The following is a 17,378-nucleotide window of genomic DNA, read 5'->3' on the forward strand; positions in this document are numbered from 1 at the left end:
AGGAAACATGAAACACGAACTGTTGTTCGGTCTGGCCGGGGCTTTGTTGCTCGCGCCGGGCATCACCTCGGCACACTCGGGTATACCCGGAGGCAGTGGCCGCCATGACATCTCGATCACCACGCATGACGGCAATGACGACCTGCTCAGCGCCGGACTGGGCAAGACCGGCCTCGCCTCGGCTGTCGCGCCGGCCATTGCCGATCCGCTCGAACCCACCTCCGCCGAGCTGCGCCGTCTCAACATCTGGGCCAACTACCGCGCCCTTATCGACACCACCAGCAACGGCGGCTATGGCCGTCTGTTCGGCCCCAACATCGACCTCGACGGGGATGACACCCTCGGCGAGGGCCTCATCCCCGGCACCGAATACCGCACCAGCCAGAACGTGCGCGGCGTCAAGAGCGTGACACTGCTGGTGCAGGTGCCCGCGCACTTCAACCCCGAGCAGCCGTGCATCGTCGCCGCACCGTCGAGCGGTTCGCGCGGCATCTACGGCGCCATAGGCACCACTGGCGAATGGGCGCTCAAGCGCGGCTGCGCCGTGGCCTACACCGACAAGGGCACCGGCGCCGGCGGCCACGAGCTGGACACCAACACCGTCACCCTGCCCGACGGCACCCTGGCCGACGCGCAGGACGCCCGCCGTAGCGCCCTCTTCCGTGCCGAGATCAGCGAACCGGCCCGTCAGGCCTACATCGCGCAGCACCCCAACCGCTACGCCATGAAGCACGCCCACTCGCAGGACAACCCCGAGCGCGCCTGGGGAGAGGCCACCCTGGCCGGCATCGAGTTCGCCTTCGATGTGCTCAACCGCTACCACCAACCCGAGCGTGGCAAGCATCACCGCGGCAAGCACGCCGGCTATCGCCCGCACAACACCCTGGTGATCGCCGCCAGCGTATCCAACGGCGGGGGCGCGGTCATTGCCGCCGCCGAGGCCGACCGCCGCGGCCTGATCGACGCTGTGGTCGCGCAGGAACCGCAGATCAACGTCGACATGCGCCGGGGCGTCACCGTCAAGCGCGGCGGCACGCCCGTGCCCGCCAGCGGCTTGCCGCTGTATGACTACACCACCTACGCCAACTTGGTACAGCCCTGCGCCGCGCTCGCGCCTTCGGTGGCCGACAGCCCCTTCGCCAGCTTCGTCGTGCCCGCCTTTGGCGCCAACCGCTGCGCGGCACTGGTCGCTGCAGGCGAGATTTCCGGCAACACGCTAATCGAGCAATCCGAAAATGCACTGGCCAAGCTGCAAGCCCATGGCTGGGAGGCTGACAGCAATCTGCTGCACGCCTCGCACTTCGGCTTCGCAGTAAGCACCGCGGTCAGCCTGACCTACGCCAATGCGTTCATGCGCGCCCCGGTCACCGCCAACCTGTGCGGCTACTCGATGGCCACCACCGACGCCGCCGGCCTTCCCGCCGCACCGGCCGCCAGCCCCATGCCCACGCTGTGGAGCCTGAACAACGGCGTGCCGCCGTCGACCGGCATCAACCTGATCGCCGAAGACGCCGCCAACGGCCCGATTCGCGAAGCGCTGGGGGTTTCAGCCAGCACCGGGCTGGCGGACTACTACTGGGACGGCGCACTGTGCCTGCGTGAGCTGCTCGACGAAAAACGCGTTCGCCACAGCATCGCCCAAACCGAGGTCAACGGCCGCCTGCACGGCAAGCCGACGCTGATCGTCCATGGCCGGGCGGACGCCCTGGTGCCGGTCAATCACACCTCGCGCCCCTACCTCGGCCTCAACAACCTGGCCGAAGGCAAGCGCAGCCAGCTGAGCTACATCGAAGTCACCAACGCCCAGCACTTCGAGGCCTTCCTGCCCTTCCCGGGCTACGACAGCCGCTTCATCCCGCTGCACTACTACGGTGGCGTCGCGCTCGACCTGATGTGGAAACACCTCACCGAAGGCGCCGCCCTGCCGCCCTCGCAGGTCGTCCGCACCGTGCCACGTGGCGGCTCACCCGGTGCCGCGCCGGCAATCACCCTGGGCAACCTGCCGCCGATCCAGATGCACCCGGCTGCCGCCGACCGGATCGCGGTCAGCCACGGCACAGTGATGATCCCGAACTGACATCATCAACACGCCTCCGCGGGAGGCACCCACAAACAAAAAGCGGCCCGCAGGCCGCTTTTTGTTTGCATCACTGGCGGAGAGGGAGGGATTCGAACCCTCGGTACGCTTGCACGTACGCCTGATTTCGAGTCAGGTACATTCGACCACTCTGCCACCTCTCCGCTCGAAGGACGGCATTATAGAAAGGTTCTGAAAAAAAAGCACCTCTGACGTGCGTCAGGCGTGCTGGGGCAGCATTTCGTCGTAGGCACGGACCGCTTCAGCGGCATACATCAGGGTCGGGCCGCCGCCCATATAGGTGCAGATGGCGAGGGTTTCCATCAGTTGCTCGCGGCTCACGCCCAGCCGGATCAGCGCCTTGATGTGGTAGCCGATGCAGGCGTCGCAGCGCGACGACACGCCGATGGCCAGCGCGATCAGCTCTTTGTGAAGCGCGTCGATGCTACCCCCGGCCAGCGCCGCCTTGGCCATGGCGGAGAAGCCCTTCATGGTGTCGGGCACCTCTTTGTGCATGGCTTCGAGGCCTTTGGATACATCACTGGTGATCTGTTTGAACGACTTGCTCACGGCCAACCCCATTCATAAGCGTTTTCGAATATTCATTTTATCGAATTTTTCAGAAACATACCACCGCGTATGGATTACCTTGATCCAGTCGATTTGCGACTCCCACACTCTCCGGCGACAATCGGCTCCCTGAACGGGAGTTTGTCCATGCGCGCCCTGCTGCTTGTGTTGATCACCTTCCTGCTTACCGGCTGCCCGCGCGGCGAGGCGCCGGTGATTGTCGACTTCAGAACGCTGGGCGAGCTGCGAGTGGCAACACGCATCGACGCGGTGACCTACCGGAAAGAACCGGATGACGGCGCGAGCGGATTTGAACATGATCTGCTCGAAGAGTTGGCCGGCGAATTGGGCGTGCCGGTGAAATTCATCATTTATCCCAGTGCCGCCCGCGCGCTGGAGGCTGTGCAACGCGGCGATGCTCATATGGCGGCAGCCGCGCTGGGGCGAAACGACAAGGCCCGCCATGTGCGGTGGTCGCCCATTGTGCGAGAGCTCAAATTGCTGATCGCGGGCACTGGCGAGGCCGCATCGACCATTCAGTCGATTCAGGACCTCGCCGGCAAAACGGTGACAGCCCGCAAAGGCACGCTCGCGGCACGCCGCCTGCGAGAGCTTCAGCACGAGGTGCCGTCGATGCGCATCAACACTGTCGCCGGCCAACCGGATCAGGTCTTGCTGGCCGCGGTCGCCGACGGGCGCATTGCCTTGCTGGCCACGGATGAAGCACACCTGGCACTGGCCGCCGAATTGCGCCCGGAGTTGCAGCAGGTGAGCGCCCTGCCGGGCACGGCCGCGATGGCCTGGGCGCTGCCCGACACTGCGGCATCGGCCGAACTGTTCGACACCGTCGGACGCTTCCTTATTCGATCGCACGAAGACAACACGATTAGCCGGCTGGAAGATCGTTATTTCGGCCATATTCAGCGCCTGAGCGCGATCGACATCGCGGCCTTTGTGGATCGCATCCAGACCCGGCTACCGCGCTATCAAGCCATGTTCGAAGATGCCGGCGAGAAAACCGGACTCGACTGGCGACTGCTGGCCGCCATTGGTTACCAGGAGTCCCAATGGGATCCGTTTGCCATCTCGCCCACCGGCGTGCGCGGCCTGATGATGCTGACCGAAGAGACTGCGACACGCATGAAAGTACGCGACCGGCTGGACCCGGCGCAGAGCATCATGGGCGGCGCAAAGAACTTCAAGCTGATGCTCGATTCGATTGACGCTGACGTGCAGGCGCCCGACCGCACCTGGATGGCGGTAGCGGCCTACAACCTGGGGCTTGGGCACCTGCGTGGCGCGCGCCAGATCGCCAACACCATGGGGCGCGACAACCTGACCTGGGTGTCGCTGCGCACGCTGTTGCCGCTGATGTCCCGGCCCAGCTTTGCGCGTCGCCTGAAGGCCGGGCCGGCGCGCGGCGGCGAGGCCGTGCACATGACGGAAAACGTGCGCGCCTTTTTCGACATCCTGCGCCGTCTGGACACGGCGCCGGCCGGCGCCGAGGCTTTACTCCCGCCGAGCACGCCAGTGCCCAACCGAGGCGCTCAGGCCGCGGGCGTCAGTACCTCCAGCCCGCCCATGTAGGGGCGCAGCACCGCCGGCACCACCACCGAACCATCGGCTTGCTGGTAGTTTTCGAGCACGGCCACGAGCGTGCGGCCCACCGCGAGGCCCGAGCCGTTGAGCGTGTGCAGCAGACCTTTCTTGCCCTGCGCATCCTTGAAGCGCGCCTGCATGCGACGCGCCTGGAAAGGACCGCAGTTGGAGCAGGACGAGATTTCGCGATAGGTCTGCTGGGCCGGCAGCCACACTTCCAGGTCGTAGGTCTTGGTGGCAGCAAAACCCATGTCGCCGGTGCACAGCACGATCTTGCGGTACGGCAGCTCAAGCTTCAGCAAAATGGTTTCGGCGTGGCTTGAGAGTTCCTCCAGCGCTGCGGCGGAGTTGTCCGGGTGTTCGATGCGCAGCAACTCGACTTTGTCGAACTGGTGCTGGCGGATCATGCCGCGGGTGTCGCGCCCGTAAGAGCCGGCTTCGGAACGGAAGCACGGGGTGTGGCAGACGAACTTGAGCGGCAAGGTCTCGGCGGCGACCATTTCGCCCCGCACAACGTTGGTGACCGGCACTTCGGACGTCGGGATCAGGTAGAACTTGCTACCGTCGGCCTTGGGCACGGAGAACAGGTCTTCTTCAAACTTGGGCAGCTGACCGGTGCCATACATGCTGTCGGCGTTGACCAGATAAGGCGTGTAGATCTCGGTATAGCCGTGGTCGGCGATATGCGTGTTGAGCATGAACTGCGCCAGCGCGCGGTGAAGACGCGCCACGCCGCCGCGCATCATGGCGAAACGCGCACCGGAAATCTTGGCCGCGGTTTCGAAATCCAGCCCCCCCAGGGCGGCGCCGATGTCGACATGGTCTTTGACTTCGAAGTCGAACTCGCGCGGCGTGCCCCAACGCGACACTTCCACGTTGGCCGACTCGTCCGCCCCGACCGGTACATCGTCGGCCGGCAAGTTCGGTAACGCGGCCATGAAGGCGTCGATCCGGGCCAGCAAGTCGGCCAGCGCCAGTTCATTGGCCTTGAGTTCATCGCCAATCCCACTGACCTCGGCGAGCACGGCGGAGGCATCTTCGCCCTTGCCCTTGAGCATGCCCACCTGCTTGGACAACGTGTTCCGCTTGGCCTGCAGCTCTTGCGTACGGGTCTGAAGCTGCTTGCGCTCGGCCTCCAGGGTGTTGAAGGTGGCGGTGTCGAGCGTCACACGGCGGCTCGCCAGCACGGTGGCCACGGTGTCGATGTCGGAACGGAGTTGTTGGATGTCGAGCATGTCTTCAGCCCACGCAAAGCGCAGGACGCCGGAATGGAAACGTCTATTCTAAACCGCTGCGACGCACCATTGAAGGGTGCTATGGCAGGAAACAAACCGAGAGAAATTCGAAATTTGCCAAGTCTTATCGGTGGCTTATCCTGAGTAGATAAGAACCAATAAAGAACGGGCCAGGTCAGAGTGCCCAAATAAAGGACTGGAGGAGAACGCCATGCTATCCATGCGTGACTGCTTGGACTATTGCGATATCACGGACGATGAGGTCGCCCTCATCGCCGAACACGAAGGCATCCCGGACGTTGCGGCGGCACAGGTCGCCTGCGGACTGGTGCAAACCCCCGAAGGCGTCTTGCTGTTATCGCGCTATATGGCCGATCTGGTGGATCGCGCCGAGCGCACCGGCCAGGTCGACAAGGCAGTGCGAGCCCGCGCCGTGATCGCCCGCTTCATTGCCGACCATCCGACAACGCACTGAGCCTCGCCACGGCGGCGCGGATCAACCGCGCTCAGACTTGCCTGCGCCGCGATCGAGCGTGCGCAGGCGATCGAGCTTTTCGCGAATGCGCGCTTCCATGCCGCGGTCGGTGGGCTGGTACCACGGCTGCGCATTGACGCCATCGGGCAGATAGTGTTCGCCAGCGGCGTAGCCATCGGCCTCGTCATGCGCGTAGCGATAGCCGTCACCATGGCCCATGCTTTTCATGAGCTTGGTGGGGGCGTTGCGCAGATGCATGGGCACCGGCCGTGAGCCGTCTTCGGCAATAAAGCGCCGCACCGCCTTGTAGGCGGTATATACCGCGTTCGATTTGGCTGCGCAGGCCAGAAACACTGTTGCCTGCGCCAGCATCAGCTCGCCCTCCGGCGAACCCAGCCGCTCATAGGCAGCACAGGCTTGCAGGGTCATCTCCAGCGCTCGCGGGTCAGCCAGGCCGATGTCTTCGCTGGCCATGCGCACCAGGCGTCGACCGATATAACGCGGATCGGCACCGCCATCGAGCATGCGGCACAGCCAGTAGAGCGCGGCATCGGGGTCCGAGCCGCGCACCGATTTGTGCATGGCCGATATCTGGTCGTAGAAGGCATCGCCGCCCTTGTCGAAGCGACGCAGATTGCGCGACAAGGCCTGATCGACAAATTCAGCGGTCACCGGATTGACCGCGGCAGTCTGCGCCGCAATCTCTAATTGCTCGACCAGGCCAATCAGCCGCCTGCCGTCGCCGTCAGCGAAGCCGATCAGACGGTCGCGCGCGGCATCTTCGATCGCCAGCGCGGCATCCGCGGTGTGGCGGGCGCGCTCGAACAACACCATTTGCTCGCCCTCGTCGAGCGACTTGAGCACATATACCGCCGCCCGCGACAGCAGCGCAGCGTTAACTTCAAAAGAGGGGTTTTCGGTGGTCGCGCCGATGAAGGTCAGCAGCCCCTGCTCGACAAAGGGCAGGAACGCATCCTGCTGCGCCTTGTTGAAGCGATGCACCTCATCCACAAAAAGAATCGTGTGGCGGCCGAGATCGCGCGCCACCTGAGCTTTTTGCACCGCTTCGCGGATGTCCTTGACGCCCGAAAACACCGCCGACAAGGCGATGAAGTCCGCCTCGAAGGCTTCGGCCATCAGGCGCGCGAGCGTGGTCTTGCCCACGCCCGGCGGCCCCCACAGGATCATCGAATGCAGCCGCCCCGAGGCAAAAGCGAGGCGCAGCGGCTTGCCCTCGCCCAGCAAATGCGCCTGGCCGACCACGTCGTCCAGCGTCGCGGGGCGCAGCCGCTCGGCCAGCGGGATGCTGCCCGTCGGCGGCGGCGTCGTGACCGGCTCCGCGGAAAACAGATCGCCGGAACTCACCGCGGGCGCCGCTTACTCGCCAACCACATCCACGCCCTTGGGCGGGGTGAAGCTGAACAGGCTGGCGTTGAGCACCGGATTGGTCTTGAACTCGGTAAAGCGCAGCAGCGTGGTCTGGCCAAAGTTGTCCTGGATTTCCATCGCCACCAGCTGGCCGTTGGCAAAACCCATTTTCATGCGCGCAAAGCTGCTGTCGGCGGCACGCGGCGTGGCCACGGCCCAGTCGAGTTCATTCATCCGGCCGCCGTCTTCGAGCGTAAAGTTCTTGTCGAGCTCATCCTTGCCGGCCAGGATCGCGGCAGGCGTCGCACCCAGCGCATCGTCCAGCGTCTTGATCGTCACTTGCTGAAGCTCGGGATCGTAGACCCACATCTTCTTGCCATCGCCGACCAGCAACTGCGGATAAGGCTTGGTGTATTCCCAACGAAACTTGCCGGGCCGCTCGAAAGCAAAGCTGCCGTCAGACTGTTCGCCACGGCCGCCGTTCTGCCGATACACCGACTGCACAAACTGCCCCTCGGCGCGCTCGGTCTGCTGCACGAACCGCTTGAGCAGCACCACGCCTGACTCAGCCAGCGCCACACTCGACAGCCCGAAGACCATCGCTGCCACGAGCCAGCGGCTCGCGCTTCTGCACACTTGCTTCAATCAATTCTCCTCGCGCGCCGGGGCGAGCACTTCACGGTTGCCATTGCTCCCCATTGAGGAGACCAGCCCGGCGCGTTCCATTTGTTCAATCAGTCGGGCCGCCCGGTTGTAACCGATACGCAGGTGACGCTGTACCAACGAAATCGACGGGCGACGAGTTTTCACCACCACTTCGACCGCCTGATCGTACAAAGGATCCGCTTCGACATCGTCGCCATCGACGCTGCTCATGCCGTCGCCCGATTCTTCCTGGGCGTCGAGGATGCCATCGATGTAATCGGGCTCGCCCTGCTTCTTGAGGAATTCGACCACGGTGTGCACTTCATCGTCGGCCACGAAGGCGCCATGCACCCGCATCGGCAGGCCGGAGCCAGGCGGCAGGTAGAGCATGTCGCCCATGCCCAGCAGGCTTTCGGCGCCCATTTGGTCGAGGATGGTGCGCGAGTCGATCTTGGACGACACCTGGAAGGCCATGCGGGTCGGGATGTTGGCCTTGATCAGGCCGGTGATCACATCCACCGAGGGGCGCTGGGTGGCGAGAATCAGGTGGATGCCGGCCGCCCGGGCTTTCTGCGCCAGACGTGCAATCAACTCTTCGACCTTTTTGCCGACCACCATCATCATGTCGGCTAGCTCGTCGACCACCACCACGATATGCGGCAGGGTCTCGAGCGGCTCGGGGTTGTCGGGATTGATGGCGAAGGGGTTGGTCAGCGGCTTGTCGGCCTTCTTCGCCTCGCTCACCTGCTTGTTGAAACCGGCCAGATTGCGCACGCCGACGGCGGCCATCAGCTTGTAGCGTTTTTCCATCTCCGCCACGCACCAGTTGAGCGCGTTGGAGGCGTGCTTCATATCGGTGACCACGGGCGCCAGCAGGTGCGGGATGCCCTCGTACACCGACAGTTCCAGCATTTTCGGGTCGACCATGATCAGCCGCACCTTGTCGGGCTCGCTCTTGTAGAGCAGCGACAGGATCATGGCGTTGATACCCACCGACTTGCCCGAGCCGGTCGTGCCGGCCACCAGCAAGTGCGGCATCTTGCCCAGATCAGCTACCACCGGATTGCCGGAGATGTCCTTGCCCAGGCCGATGGTCAGCGGCGAGTGCATGTCGTGATAGGCCTTGGAGCCAAGAATCTCCGATAGCCGCACGGTCTGACGCTTGGGGTTGGGCAACTCGAGCGCCATGCATGACTTGCCCGGCACGGTTTCAACCACGCGGATCGAGATCAGCGACAGCGCACGCGCCAGGTCTTTCGCGAGATTGACCACCTGCGCGCCCTTGACGCCAGTGGCCGGTTCGAACTCGTAACGGGTGATAACCGGACCGGGATACGCCGCGATGACCTTTACCTCGACACCGAAATCCGCCAGCTTCTGCTCGATGAAGCGGGAGGTGAATTCCAGCGTTTCGGCGCTGGGCGGCGTGACATCCTGCGAGGCTTCGTCCAGCAAGGACACTGGCGGCAAGGCACCGTCGCCGGCCGCGCCAAACAAATTCTGCTGGCGCTCTTTTTGCACCCGCTCGGACGGCACAACCACCGCCACCGCGGGCTCGATACGCACAGGCGACGCCGGCGTACGCTCGGCCTTTTCGCGGCGCGTCTTGACCACCGCCTCGCGCTTTTGCGCCAGCTCGCGGCCGGCGCGACGATCGCGCCAGGCCTGGCCGCCGCGCTGCAAGGTCAGCCAGGTCTGCTCAAGCCACAGCCCGAGCCGCTCGGTCGCTGACAACCACGAAATACCGGTAAACAGACTCAAGCCACCGGCGATCAGCGCCAGCAACACCAACGTGCCGCCGGTAAAGCCGAGGTAGCGAAGCGCGGCGGCGCCAAGCTCCGAACCCAACAAGCCCCCCGGTGCCAGTGGCAAGCCGGCGCCCGTGGAATGAAAGCGCAGCGCTTCGAGCGCGGCGCTGGCGAGCAGAACGACGAGAAAGCCCGCCATCACGATGAAAAATGAGCGCTTGTCGGTGTTGAACTCGTGCCGGAAACGGCGGAAGCCCCAGGCGATGCCATAGCCGAGAAAGATCACCAGCCACCAAGCCGAGCCGCCAAATAAATACAGCAGCACATCGGCCAGCCAGGCGCCAAAACGCCCGCCAGGGTTGGTGACCCGCGCCACTTCGGTGGCATGCGACCAGCCCGGATCGGCCTTGTTATAGCCGAGCAGGATCATCGCCACATAAATGGACACAACGCCCAGCACAATCCAGCGTGTTTCCTGGAGCAGATGGGCAATACGCTCAGGCAGCGGCTGATTGCGGGAACGGGTTTGAGACGAAGACGCCATGGGGGAGCACACACACGCTGTGCGACACAGCGGCCAGAAGACACTGCCGCATTATACGAAAACGGCCCGCCTTATGCGGCGGGCCACGAAACGAAGCGTAACGGGGCGTAAGCCCGATGCGGCGACCGGCGATCAGAGATCCTGGATGCGGTCGCGCAGAATGATCCCGTTCGGGGTTTCCTCGATCAAGCCTTGCAGCCCGAGATCCTTCATGACGCGACTGACCATCTCGCGCGAAGCGCCGATCATCTTGGCGATATCCTGCTTCGAGATCTTGCGCACCACCACCATCTCGCCGTCCTGCTCTTCGCCCATTTCGAGCAAAAGATGGGCGACGCGGCCATAGACATCCATCAGCGCCAGACTTTCGATCTTGCGGTCGGCATTACGCAGGCGGTCAGCCAGATTGCTCATGATGCGCCAGGCGATGTCGAAGTCGTCGCGCATGAGCTGCTTGAAATCGTGCTTGGAGATCATCACCAGATCGGAGGGCATCACCGCCACCACCGAGGCCGAACGCGGCTGCTCTTCAAAGATGCCCATCTCGCCGAACAACTCGCCCTGCCCGAGAATGGTGAGAATCACCTCGCGTCCGTCTTCATCGCTCACCAGCACCTTGAGGCTGCCCGTGAGCACGAAATAGACGTAATCAGGCGGATCGCCCGCGCGCACAACAGCTTGGCCTCGCGGAATACGACGCATCATGGCGCAACGGGCCACGCTCACCAGGCGCTCATCACTGAGCCCCTGAAACAACGGAAAAGTACGCAATGCGATGTTGGAAACCGCGGCCGTCTGGACCATACAACTCTCCTGTCGGTAAGGCTGCTCCGGCGCTAAGCCCCTGAGACCACGGGCGATTCACTGCGAACGGGCAACTGCGACACTATCACGTTCTCATAGAAACGTAACGCCCCCCAGCACTCCAAAACCCGAGACCCCAACAAATCGGCGGCTTGAAATGCCTCAAGGCCAGCTCCAGTTATAATCTGCCGCTACTGTCCTTCCACCATCGAGAAGACCCACCACCATGAGCACCCGTCACGACAAACTCCTCATCCTCGGTTCCGGCCCGGCCGGCTACACCGCCGCCGTCTATGCCGCGCGCGCCAACCTCAACCCGGTCCTGATCACCGGCATGGCCCAGGGCGGCCAGCTGATGACCACCACCGACGTGGACAACTGGCCGGCCGACGCCGATGGCGTGATGGGCCCCGACCTGATGGCGCGCTTCCAGAAGCATGCCGAGCGCTTCGACACCGAGATGGTGTTTGACCACATTCACACCACGCACCTCAACGAGAAGCCGATCCGGCTGGTCGGCGATCAGGGCGAGTACACCTGCGACGCGCTGATCATCTCCACCGGCGCCACTGCCAAGTACATCGGCCTGCCGTCCGAAGAAGCCTTCATGGGCAAAGGCGTGTCCGCCTGCGCGACCTGCGACGGCTTTTTCTACCGCAACAAGCCGGTGGCTGTGGTCGGCGGCGGCAACACCGCCGTGGAAGAAGCGCTGTATCTGGCCAACATCGCCAGCAAGGTCACGCTGGTGCACCGTCGCGACACCTTCCGCGCCGAGAAAATCCTGATCGACAAGCTGATGGCCCGCGTCGACGAAGGCAAGATCGAGCTCAAGCTGTTCGCCACACTCGACGAGGTGCTGGGCGACAACATGGGCGTGACCGGCATGCGTCTGCGCAATGTGCAGACCGATGCCAAGGAAGATATCGAGCTGATGGGCGTGTTCATCGCCATCGGCCACAAGCCGAACACCGACATCTTCGAAGGCCAGCTCGAAATGGAAGGCGGTTACATCGTCACCCACGGCGGCCGCGAAGGTAACGCCACCGCCACCAGCGTGCCCGGCGTGTTTGCCGCCGGCGACGTGCAGGACCACATCTATCGCCAGGCGGTGACCAGCGCCGGCACCGGCTGCATGGCCGCGCTCGACGCTGAGCGCTACCTCGACAGCCTGAACCAGGCTGGCTAAGGCCATGGCACGCAAGCGTCGCCCCGCCGCCGCGCAAGCGGCGTCGCCGGCGCGCTTGCCCGACACCCGCTTCGCCTCGCTCAAGCGGATCAAGGCGAACAAAAACAAGGCCTCGGAACATGCCGCCCCACCGGCAGCCACCGACGCCCCGCCCGTCGACGAGACACTGCCGCCGCCCGATCTGTTTCGCGCCAGCGTGGGCGACATCCAGCCCATCGCCGACACAAACCGCGCCGAGATAACCCCCCCGCGTCCACGGCCCGTTCCCAAAGCCCGACCGGTCGAAGCCGACGACGACCTGCCGCGCCGTCATGCGCCGCCGCCGGAACACGACGAAGGCGCCTGGTTTCAACACCATATGCATGACGTGGTCCCGCTGCCGCAGGACGATCGCGGTTGGCTCGGCCCGGTGCCGCGCGCCGAAACCGCCAAGATTGTTCAGCCCCGCACGCCTCAACCCAACGACATCATGTCCTGGCTGGCCAGCGGCACGCAGCCGCTCAAACCCGCCAACCGCGCCGACATCGCCACCCCGCCGCCGGTCGCCGCACCCCGCCTGAGTGAAGCCGACGAGCAAGCCGCCTTGCGCGAGAGCATGGAAGCGCCGCTGAGCTTCGAAGACCGGCTCGACATGGGCGACGAGGCCGTTTTTTTACGCGCCGGACTGCCGCGTCGGGTGCTCACCGATCTGCGCCGCGGCCGCTGGGTGGTGCAGGGTGAAATCGATCTGCACGGTCTGACCCGCGACGAGGCCCGCGCCGCGCTGGCAGAGTTCCTCGCCAGCGCACTGCGCCGTGGTATCCGCTGCGTGCGGGTCGTGCATGGCAAAGGCCTGCGCTCGCCGGGCAAGGTCGGCATTCTCAAGCAGCTCTCCAAAGGCTGGCTGTCTCAGCGCGAGGAGATCCTCGCCTTCTGTCAGGCCCGCGCCAACGAGGGCGGCAGCGGCGCCCTGCGCGTGCTACTGCGCGCGCCCGACAAGATCCGCGCGCCGTAAACGACACAACGGCCACCCGAGGGCGGCCGCTGCATGATTCGGCATCAGCGATCGATCAGATCGCGTCTTCGTTCAGTTCGCCGGTGCGGATTCGCACCACCTGCTCCACCGCCGTGACAAAAATCTTGCCGTCGCCGATCTTGCCGGTACGCGCGGCCTTGATGATCGCCTCAATGGCCTGCTCGACCACGTCCTCGCCGACCACGATCTCGATCTTGATCTTGGGGAGAAAATCCACCACGTACTCGGCGCCGCGATACAGCTCGGTATGCCCTTTCTGGCGGCCGAAGCCTTTGACTTCGCTCACCGTCAGGCCGGTGATGCCGACCTCCGACAACGCCTCACGCACCTCATCCAGCTTGAACGGCTTGATCACCGCTTCGATCTTCTTCATGCATCGCTCCTGTGTCGTATCGTTCTTGTGTCTAGTACGGGTCCTGATACCGGGCCGTAATCGGGAAGCGCCAGTCCTTGCCGAAGGCCCGCCGAGTCAGGCGAATGCCTACCGGCGACTGACGACGCTTGTATTCATTGCGTTTGAGCATGCCCACGGTGCGTCGCACCACCGCCTCATCATACCCTTGGGCAACGATCTCCCGCGGGGACTCGTCGCGCTCCATGTAGGCCTCGATGATCGCGTCGAGCACCGCATACGGCGGCAGACTGTCCTGGTCGACCTGATCCGGCTTGAGCTCGGCCGACGGCGGCCGGGTAATGATGTTCTCCGGAATGATCGCGCTGCGCGCATTGCGCCACACAGACAAGCGATACACCAGCGTCTTGTAGACATCCTTGAGCACCGCGAAACCGCCCGCCATATCGCCGTAGAGCGTGGCGTAGCCGGTGGCCATCTCGCTCTTGTTGCCCGTGGTCAGCACGATGCTGCCGGTCTTGTTCGACAAGGCCATCAGCAACATGCCACGGATCCGGCTCTGCAGGTTTTCCTCGGTGGTGTCTTCGGGCAAGCCCGCGAACTGCGCCTCGAGCATGCCGGCAAACACCTTCATCGCCGGTTCGATCGGCAGCACGTCGTAACGCACCCCCAGAATCCGCGCCATCTCGGCCGCGTCATCCAGACTCATCTGCGCCGTATAGGGCGAAGGCATCATCACCGCGCGCACCTTGTCGGCACCCAGCGCGTCGACCGCCACCGCCAGCGTCAGCGCCGAATCGATACCGCCCGACAGGCCAATGATGGCGCCAGGGAATCCGTTCTTGCCGAGATAGTCGCGCACGCCCACCACCAGCGCGGTGTAGGCCTCTTCTTCGAGCTCTGGCAGCGGCGTGACCGTGGCCGGCACCCAGGCCGAGCCATTGAGCCGCACCACACTGGCGTGCGCGGCAAACGCCGGCGCCTGCCAGGCAATCGACCCATCGGCCTGCATGGCGAAAGAGGCGCCATCAAATACCAGCTCGTCCTGACCGCCGACCATGTTGGCGTAGAGCACCGGCAAACCGCTTTCGCGGGCCCGGTCGGCGGCCACCCGGTAGCGATCCTGCTGTTTGTTCAAATGACAGGGCGAAGCGTTGATCACCAGGATCACGTCCGCACCCGCCTCGATCAGCCCCTTGGTTGGCGCGGCGCCCCACAGGTCGGCGCAGATCAGCAGCCCGCAGCGCACGCCATCGATCTCAAAAATGCAGGCCGCGTCACCCTCGTCGAAATAACGAAGCTCGTCGAACACTTCGTAGTTCGGCAGGCGCTGCTTGCGATAGTGCGCCACGATCCGACCGCGATGCAGCACCGCCGCCGCGTTGTAACGGATGTCGCCATCGGCCTCGGGGTAACCGACCACCACCGCCAGTTCATCGGTCTGCAAGGCAAGCGTCTCGACGGCCTCGCGGCAGCGATCGTAAAAATCGGGGCGCAGCAGCAGGTCTTCCGGCGGATAGCCGCAGATCGACAGCTCGGGCGTCAGCAGCAGGCGCGCGCCCTCGGCCGCGGCAGCATCCATGGCCGCGCGAATTTGCGCCACATTCCCGGACAGGTCGCCCACCACGGGGTTGAACTGGGCGACGGCAATAGCAAGCGATGTTTTCATAGGCGTGTAACTATACCGTCTGCCCCCGGATTTGTGCGGAGTCCAGCGCACTTCAAGCTATCCACAATTCCGGTGCACAAGCCTGTGGATAAGCCGTGGATAAACCCCACGGGGCCGGAGACCCCATCGGACGGGAACACTCTGCCCCATCATGCAGCAGCTGCCCCGGCCACAATCGTCGGCGCGCGGCCAGCGCAGTGAAGAATGCCAACCGATGAGCGACACACTCCGATTTTTCCGCCGTATCGAAGACATTCCGGCATCTGCCTGGAACGCGCTGGCGGGCGACCACGCCGGACTGCAGCATGCCTTCCTGCATGCGCTTGAAGCCAGCCAGTGCGCCAGCGCTGATACGGGCTGGACGCCACACCACGCCACGCTATGGCGCGACCACACGCTGGTCGCTGCCATGCCGCTTTACCGAAAAACGCACTCCTGGGGCGAATATGTTTTTGACTGGGCCTGGGCGCAGGCCTACGAGCAGCACGGCCTCGACTACTACCCCAAATGGCTGTGCGCCATCCCCTTCTCGCCACTGCCAGGCCGCCGCCTGCTGGGCATCGATATCGCCACACGCAGCCGGTTGCTGCACGACACGCTGGCGTGGATCGCCGCCGGCGACGGCAGCTCCTTGCATGTGCTCTTTCCCAGCGAAGAAGACACCGCGCTGCTCGCCGCCGCCGGGATGCAGATTCGCCATGGCGTGCAGTTTCACTGGCGCAATCGCGACTACACCGATTTCGCCGACTTTCTGAACCACCTCACCCGCGACAAACGCAAGAAAATCCGCCAGGAGCGCCAGCGGGTGGCCAGGGCCGGCGTGCACTTCGTCTGGAAGACCGGGGACGAAATCAACGAGACCGATCTCGATTTCTTTCACCACTGCTACTGCCTCACCTACGCCCTGCGCCGCTCGACGCCCTACCTCACGCGCGACTTCTTCGCCCAGCTGAATGCCACGGCACCGGCCTCGGTACGTCTGCTGATCGCCTATCGCGATAGCCGGGCGGTGGCCTGCGCGTGGTTTTTGGCCGACGCGCAAGCGCTCTATGGCCGCTACTGGGGCGCAGTGGAGGACATCTCCTGCCTGCACTTCGAAGCCTGCTACTACCAGGGCATCGACTACGCCATCACGCACGGACTATCGCGCTTCGAAGGCGGCGCCCAAGGCGAACACAAGCTCTCACGCGGCCTGGCATCAACACCGATCACCTCGGCCCACTGGATTCGCGATGCGCGCTTTGCCAACGCGATTGCCGACTACCTGCGCCGCGAGCGCGACGGCATCGCGGGCTATCTGGACGAGCTGGACGAGCGCAGCCCCTTCCGCCCCAAACCGCCAGCGCCATGAAAAAAGCCCGCGCGAAGCGGGCTTTTCCAGACAACCGCGCGCGGATCAGCCCGCGTTGGCGATGCCGGTCAGGATTTCCTGGCGGGCGTCTTCGACGGTGCCCCAGCCGGTGACCTTGACCCACTTGCCCGGCTCCAGATCCTTGTAGTGCTCAAAGAAATGAACGACCTGCTTCATCAGCAGTTCGGGCAGGTCGTCGGTGGTTTCGACCTTGTTGTACAGCGGCGTGAGTTTGGAGACCGGCACGGCGACCACTTTGGCGTCTTCACCCGACTCGTCTTCCATCTTCAGTACGCCGACCGGGCGGCAGCGGATGACCACGCCCGGCTGCAGCGGGAAGGGCGTGACGACCAGCACATCCACCGGATCGCCATCGCCGGCGACAGTGTGCGGCACATAGCCGTAGTTGCAGGGGTAGCGCATGCTCGTACCCATGAAACGGTCGACGAAAACGCAGCCGCTATCCTTGTCGACTTCAAACTTGATCGGCTCGCCCTGCGCCGAGATCTCGATGATGACATTGACGTCGTTCGGCACATCCTTGCCAGCGGTGACTTGATCGAATCCCATACAACCCTCCCCTTGAAAAAATTCGATCAATTATAGGGGTTTTTGCGGATGGCCAAAAACCTTACGACCAAATCATTGCCCACTCGACTCAAGCCTTGACGCTCACCGCCGTTAATTCAAACGATTGATCGATTCCGATGTACCGGCCATGCCCCGGTGCAAACAAGGAG

The 17,378-nt window shown here is 64.0% G+C and carries 15 protein-coding genes and 1 tRNA gene; 6 read left to right on the forward strand and 10 right to left on the reverse strand.

All coding sequences use genetic code 11. From position 1 onward, the window contains the following. Window positions 1-7 precede the first annotated feature (7 nt). Window positions 8-2,077 carry a 3-hydroxybutyrate oligomer hydrolase family protein gene (locus tag FHP91_RS17685; RefSeq protein ID WP_144310845.1) on the forward strand — a complete coding sequence of 690 codons (2,070 nt, stop codon included), beginning with the start codon at window positions 8-10 and terminating at the stop codon, window positions 2,075-2,077. 74 nt (window positions 2,078-2,151) lie between these two features. On the opposite strand, the gene FHP91_RS17690 is transcribed toward FHP91_RS17685, so the two are convergent. After that, a tRNA-Ser gene (locus FHP91_RS17690) sits at window positions 2,152-2,241 on the reverse strand. Window positions 2,242-2,296: 55 nt separating this feature from the next. Continuing rightward, on the reverse strand, window positions 2,297-2,647 hold the full coding sequence (locus FHP91_RS17695; protein WP_186300392.1) for a carboxymuconolactone decarboxylase family protein: 351 nt from the start codon (window positions 2,645-2,647) through the stop codon (window positions 2,297-2,299). A 147-nt stretch (window positions 2,648-2,794) separates the two neighbouring features. Between FHP91_RS17695 and mltF the strand changes: the two genes are divergently transcribed. Then, window positions 2,795-4,234 carry a membrane-bound lytic murein transglycosylase MltF gene (gene mltF / locus FHP91_RS17700; RefSeq protein WP_144310847.1) on the forward strand — a complete coding sequence of 480 codons (1,440 nt, stop codon included), beginning with the start codon at window positions 2,795-2,797 and terminating at the stop codon, window positions 4,232-4,234. Here the strand turns inward: mltF and serS are convergent. Next, entirely contained in the window at window positions 4,195-5,481 is a 1,287-nt protein-coding gene (serS, locus tag FHP91_RS17705; protein WP_144310848.1) for a serine--tRNA ligase, read from the reverse strand. The two genes, mltF and serS, sit on opposite strands and share 40 nt — an antisense overlap. A 211-nt stretch (window positions 5,482-5,692) precedes the next feature. Here serS and FHP91_RS17710 point away from each other — a divergent pair, with 211 nt between their 5' ends. Beyond that, window positions 5,693-5,956, forward strand: coding sequence for a hypothetical protein (locus FHP91_RS17710; protein WP_144179540.1), 264 nt, complete (start codon window positions 5,693-5,695; stop codon window positions 5,954-5,956). Between the two features lie 21 nt (window positions 5,957-5,977). On the opposite strand, the gene FHP91_RS17715 is transcribed toward FHP91_RS17710, so the two are convergent. From FHP91_RS17715 to FHP91_RS17730, 4 genes are all read right to left on the reverse strand, one after another. Next, complete coding sequence (locus FHP91_RS17715; protein ID WP_186301616.1) at window positions 5,978-7,321, reverse strand: replication-associated recombination protein A; 1,344 nt, start codon at window positions 7,319-7,321, stop codon at window positions 5,978-5,980. A gap of 12 nt (window positions 7,322-7,333) precedes the next feature. Then, window positions 7,334-7,960: an outer membrane lipoprotein chaperone LolA gene (lolA, locus tag FHP91_RS17720; protein ID WP_246116367.1), complete on the reverse strand. Its 627-nt coding sequence runs from the start codon at window positions 7,958-7,960 to the stop codon at window positions 7,334-7,336. A 9-nt stretch (window positions 7,961-7,969) separates the two neighbouring features. Next, a complete protein-coding gene (locus tag FHP91_RS17725; RefSeq protein ID WP_144310849.1) occupies window positions 7,970-10,261 on the reverse strand; it encodes a DNA translocase FtsK in 2,292 nt (763 codons plus the stop codon). Window positions 10,262-10,393: 132 nt separating this feature from the next. Further along, the gene (locus FHP91_RS17730) at window positions 10,394-11,065 is read right to left on the reverse strand and encodes a Crp/Fnr family transcriptional regulator (protein ID WP_144310850.1); all 672 of its coding nucleotides are present in this window, start codon (window positions 11,063-11,065) and stop codon (window positions 10,394-10,396) included. Window positions 11,066-11,291: 226 nt separating this feature from the next. Here FHP91_RS17730 and trxB point away from each other — a divergent pair, with 226 nt between their 5' ends. Together trxB and FHP91_RS17740 are read left to right on the forward strand one after the other, a co-directional pair. Then, window positions 11,292-12,251: a thioredoxin-disulfide reductase gene (trxB, locus tag FHP91_RS17735; protein ID WP_144310851.1), complete on the forward strand. Its 960-nt coding sequence runs from the start codon at window positions 11,292-11,294 to the stop codon at window positions 12,249-12,251. Window positions 12,252-12,255: 4 nt separating this feature from the next. Further along, a complete protein-coding gene (locus FHP91_RS17740) occupies window positions 12,256-13,245 on the forward strand; it encodes a Smr/MutS family protein (RefSeq protein WP_144310852.1) in 990 nt (329 codons plus the stop codon). A 55-nt stretch (window positions 13,246-13,300) separates the two neighbouring features. Here the strand turns inward: FHP91_RS17740 and FHP91_RS17745 are convergent, their stop codons facing one another. Together FHP91_RS17745 and FHP91_RS17750 are read right to left on the reverse strand one after the other, a co-directional pair. Further along, window positions 13,301-13,639, reverse strand: a complete 339-nt coding sequence (locus FHP91_RS17745) for a P-II family nitrogen regulator (protein WP_144310853.1) — start codon at window positions 13,637-13,639, stop codon at window positions 13,301-13,303. A gap of 31 nt (window positions 13,640-13,670) precedes the next feature. After that, a complete protein-coding gene (locus tag FHP91_RS17750; protein ID WP_144310854.1) occupies window positions 13,671-15,287 on the reverse strand; it encodes an NAD+ synthase in 1,617 nt (538 codons plus the stop codon). Window positions 15,288-15,501: 214 nt separating this feature from the next. On the opposite strand from FHP91_RS17750, the gene FHP91_RS17760 reads away from it, so the two are divergent. Further along, on the forward strand, window positions 15,502-16,638 hold the full coding sequence (locus FHP91_RS17760; protein WP_144310856.1) for a GNAT family N-acetyltransferase: 1,137 nt from the start codon (window positions 15,502-15,504) through the stop codon (window positions 16,636-16,638). A 45-nt stretch (window positions 16,639-16,683) separates the two neighbouring features. Here the strand turns inward: FHP91_RS17760 and ppa are convergent, their stop codons facing one another. Further along, window positions 16,684-17,208: an inorganic diphosphatase gene (gene ppa, locus FHP91_RS17765; protein ID WP_144179531.1), complete on the reverse strand. Its 525-nt coding sequence runs from the start codon at window positions 17,206-17,208 to the stop codon at window positions 16,684-16,686. Between the last annotated feature and the right edge of the window lie 170 nt (window positions 17,209-17,378).

Source organism: Denitromonas halophila (assembly GCF_007625155.1).
Lineage (GTDB): Bacteria > Pseudomonadota > Gammaproteobacteria > Burkholderiales > Rhodocyclaceae > Nitrogeniibacter > Nitrogeniibacter halophilus.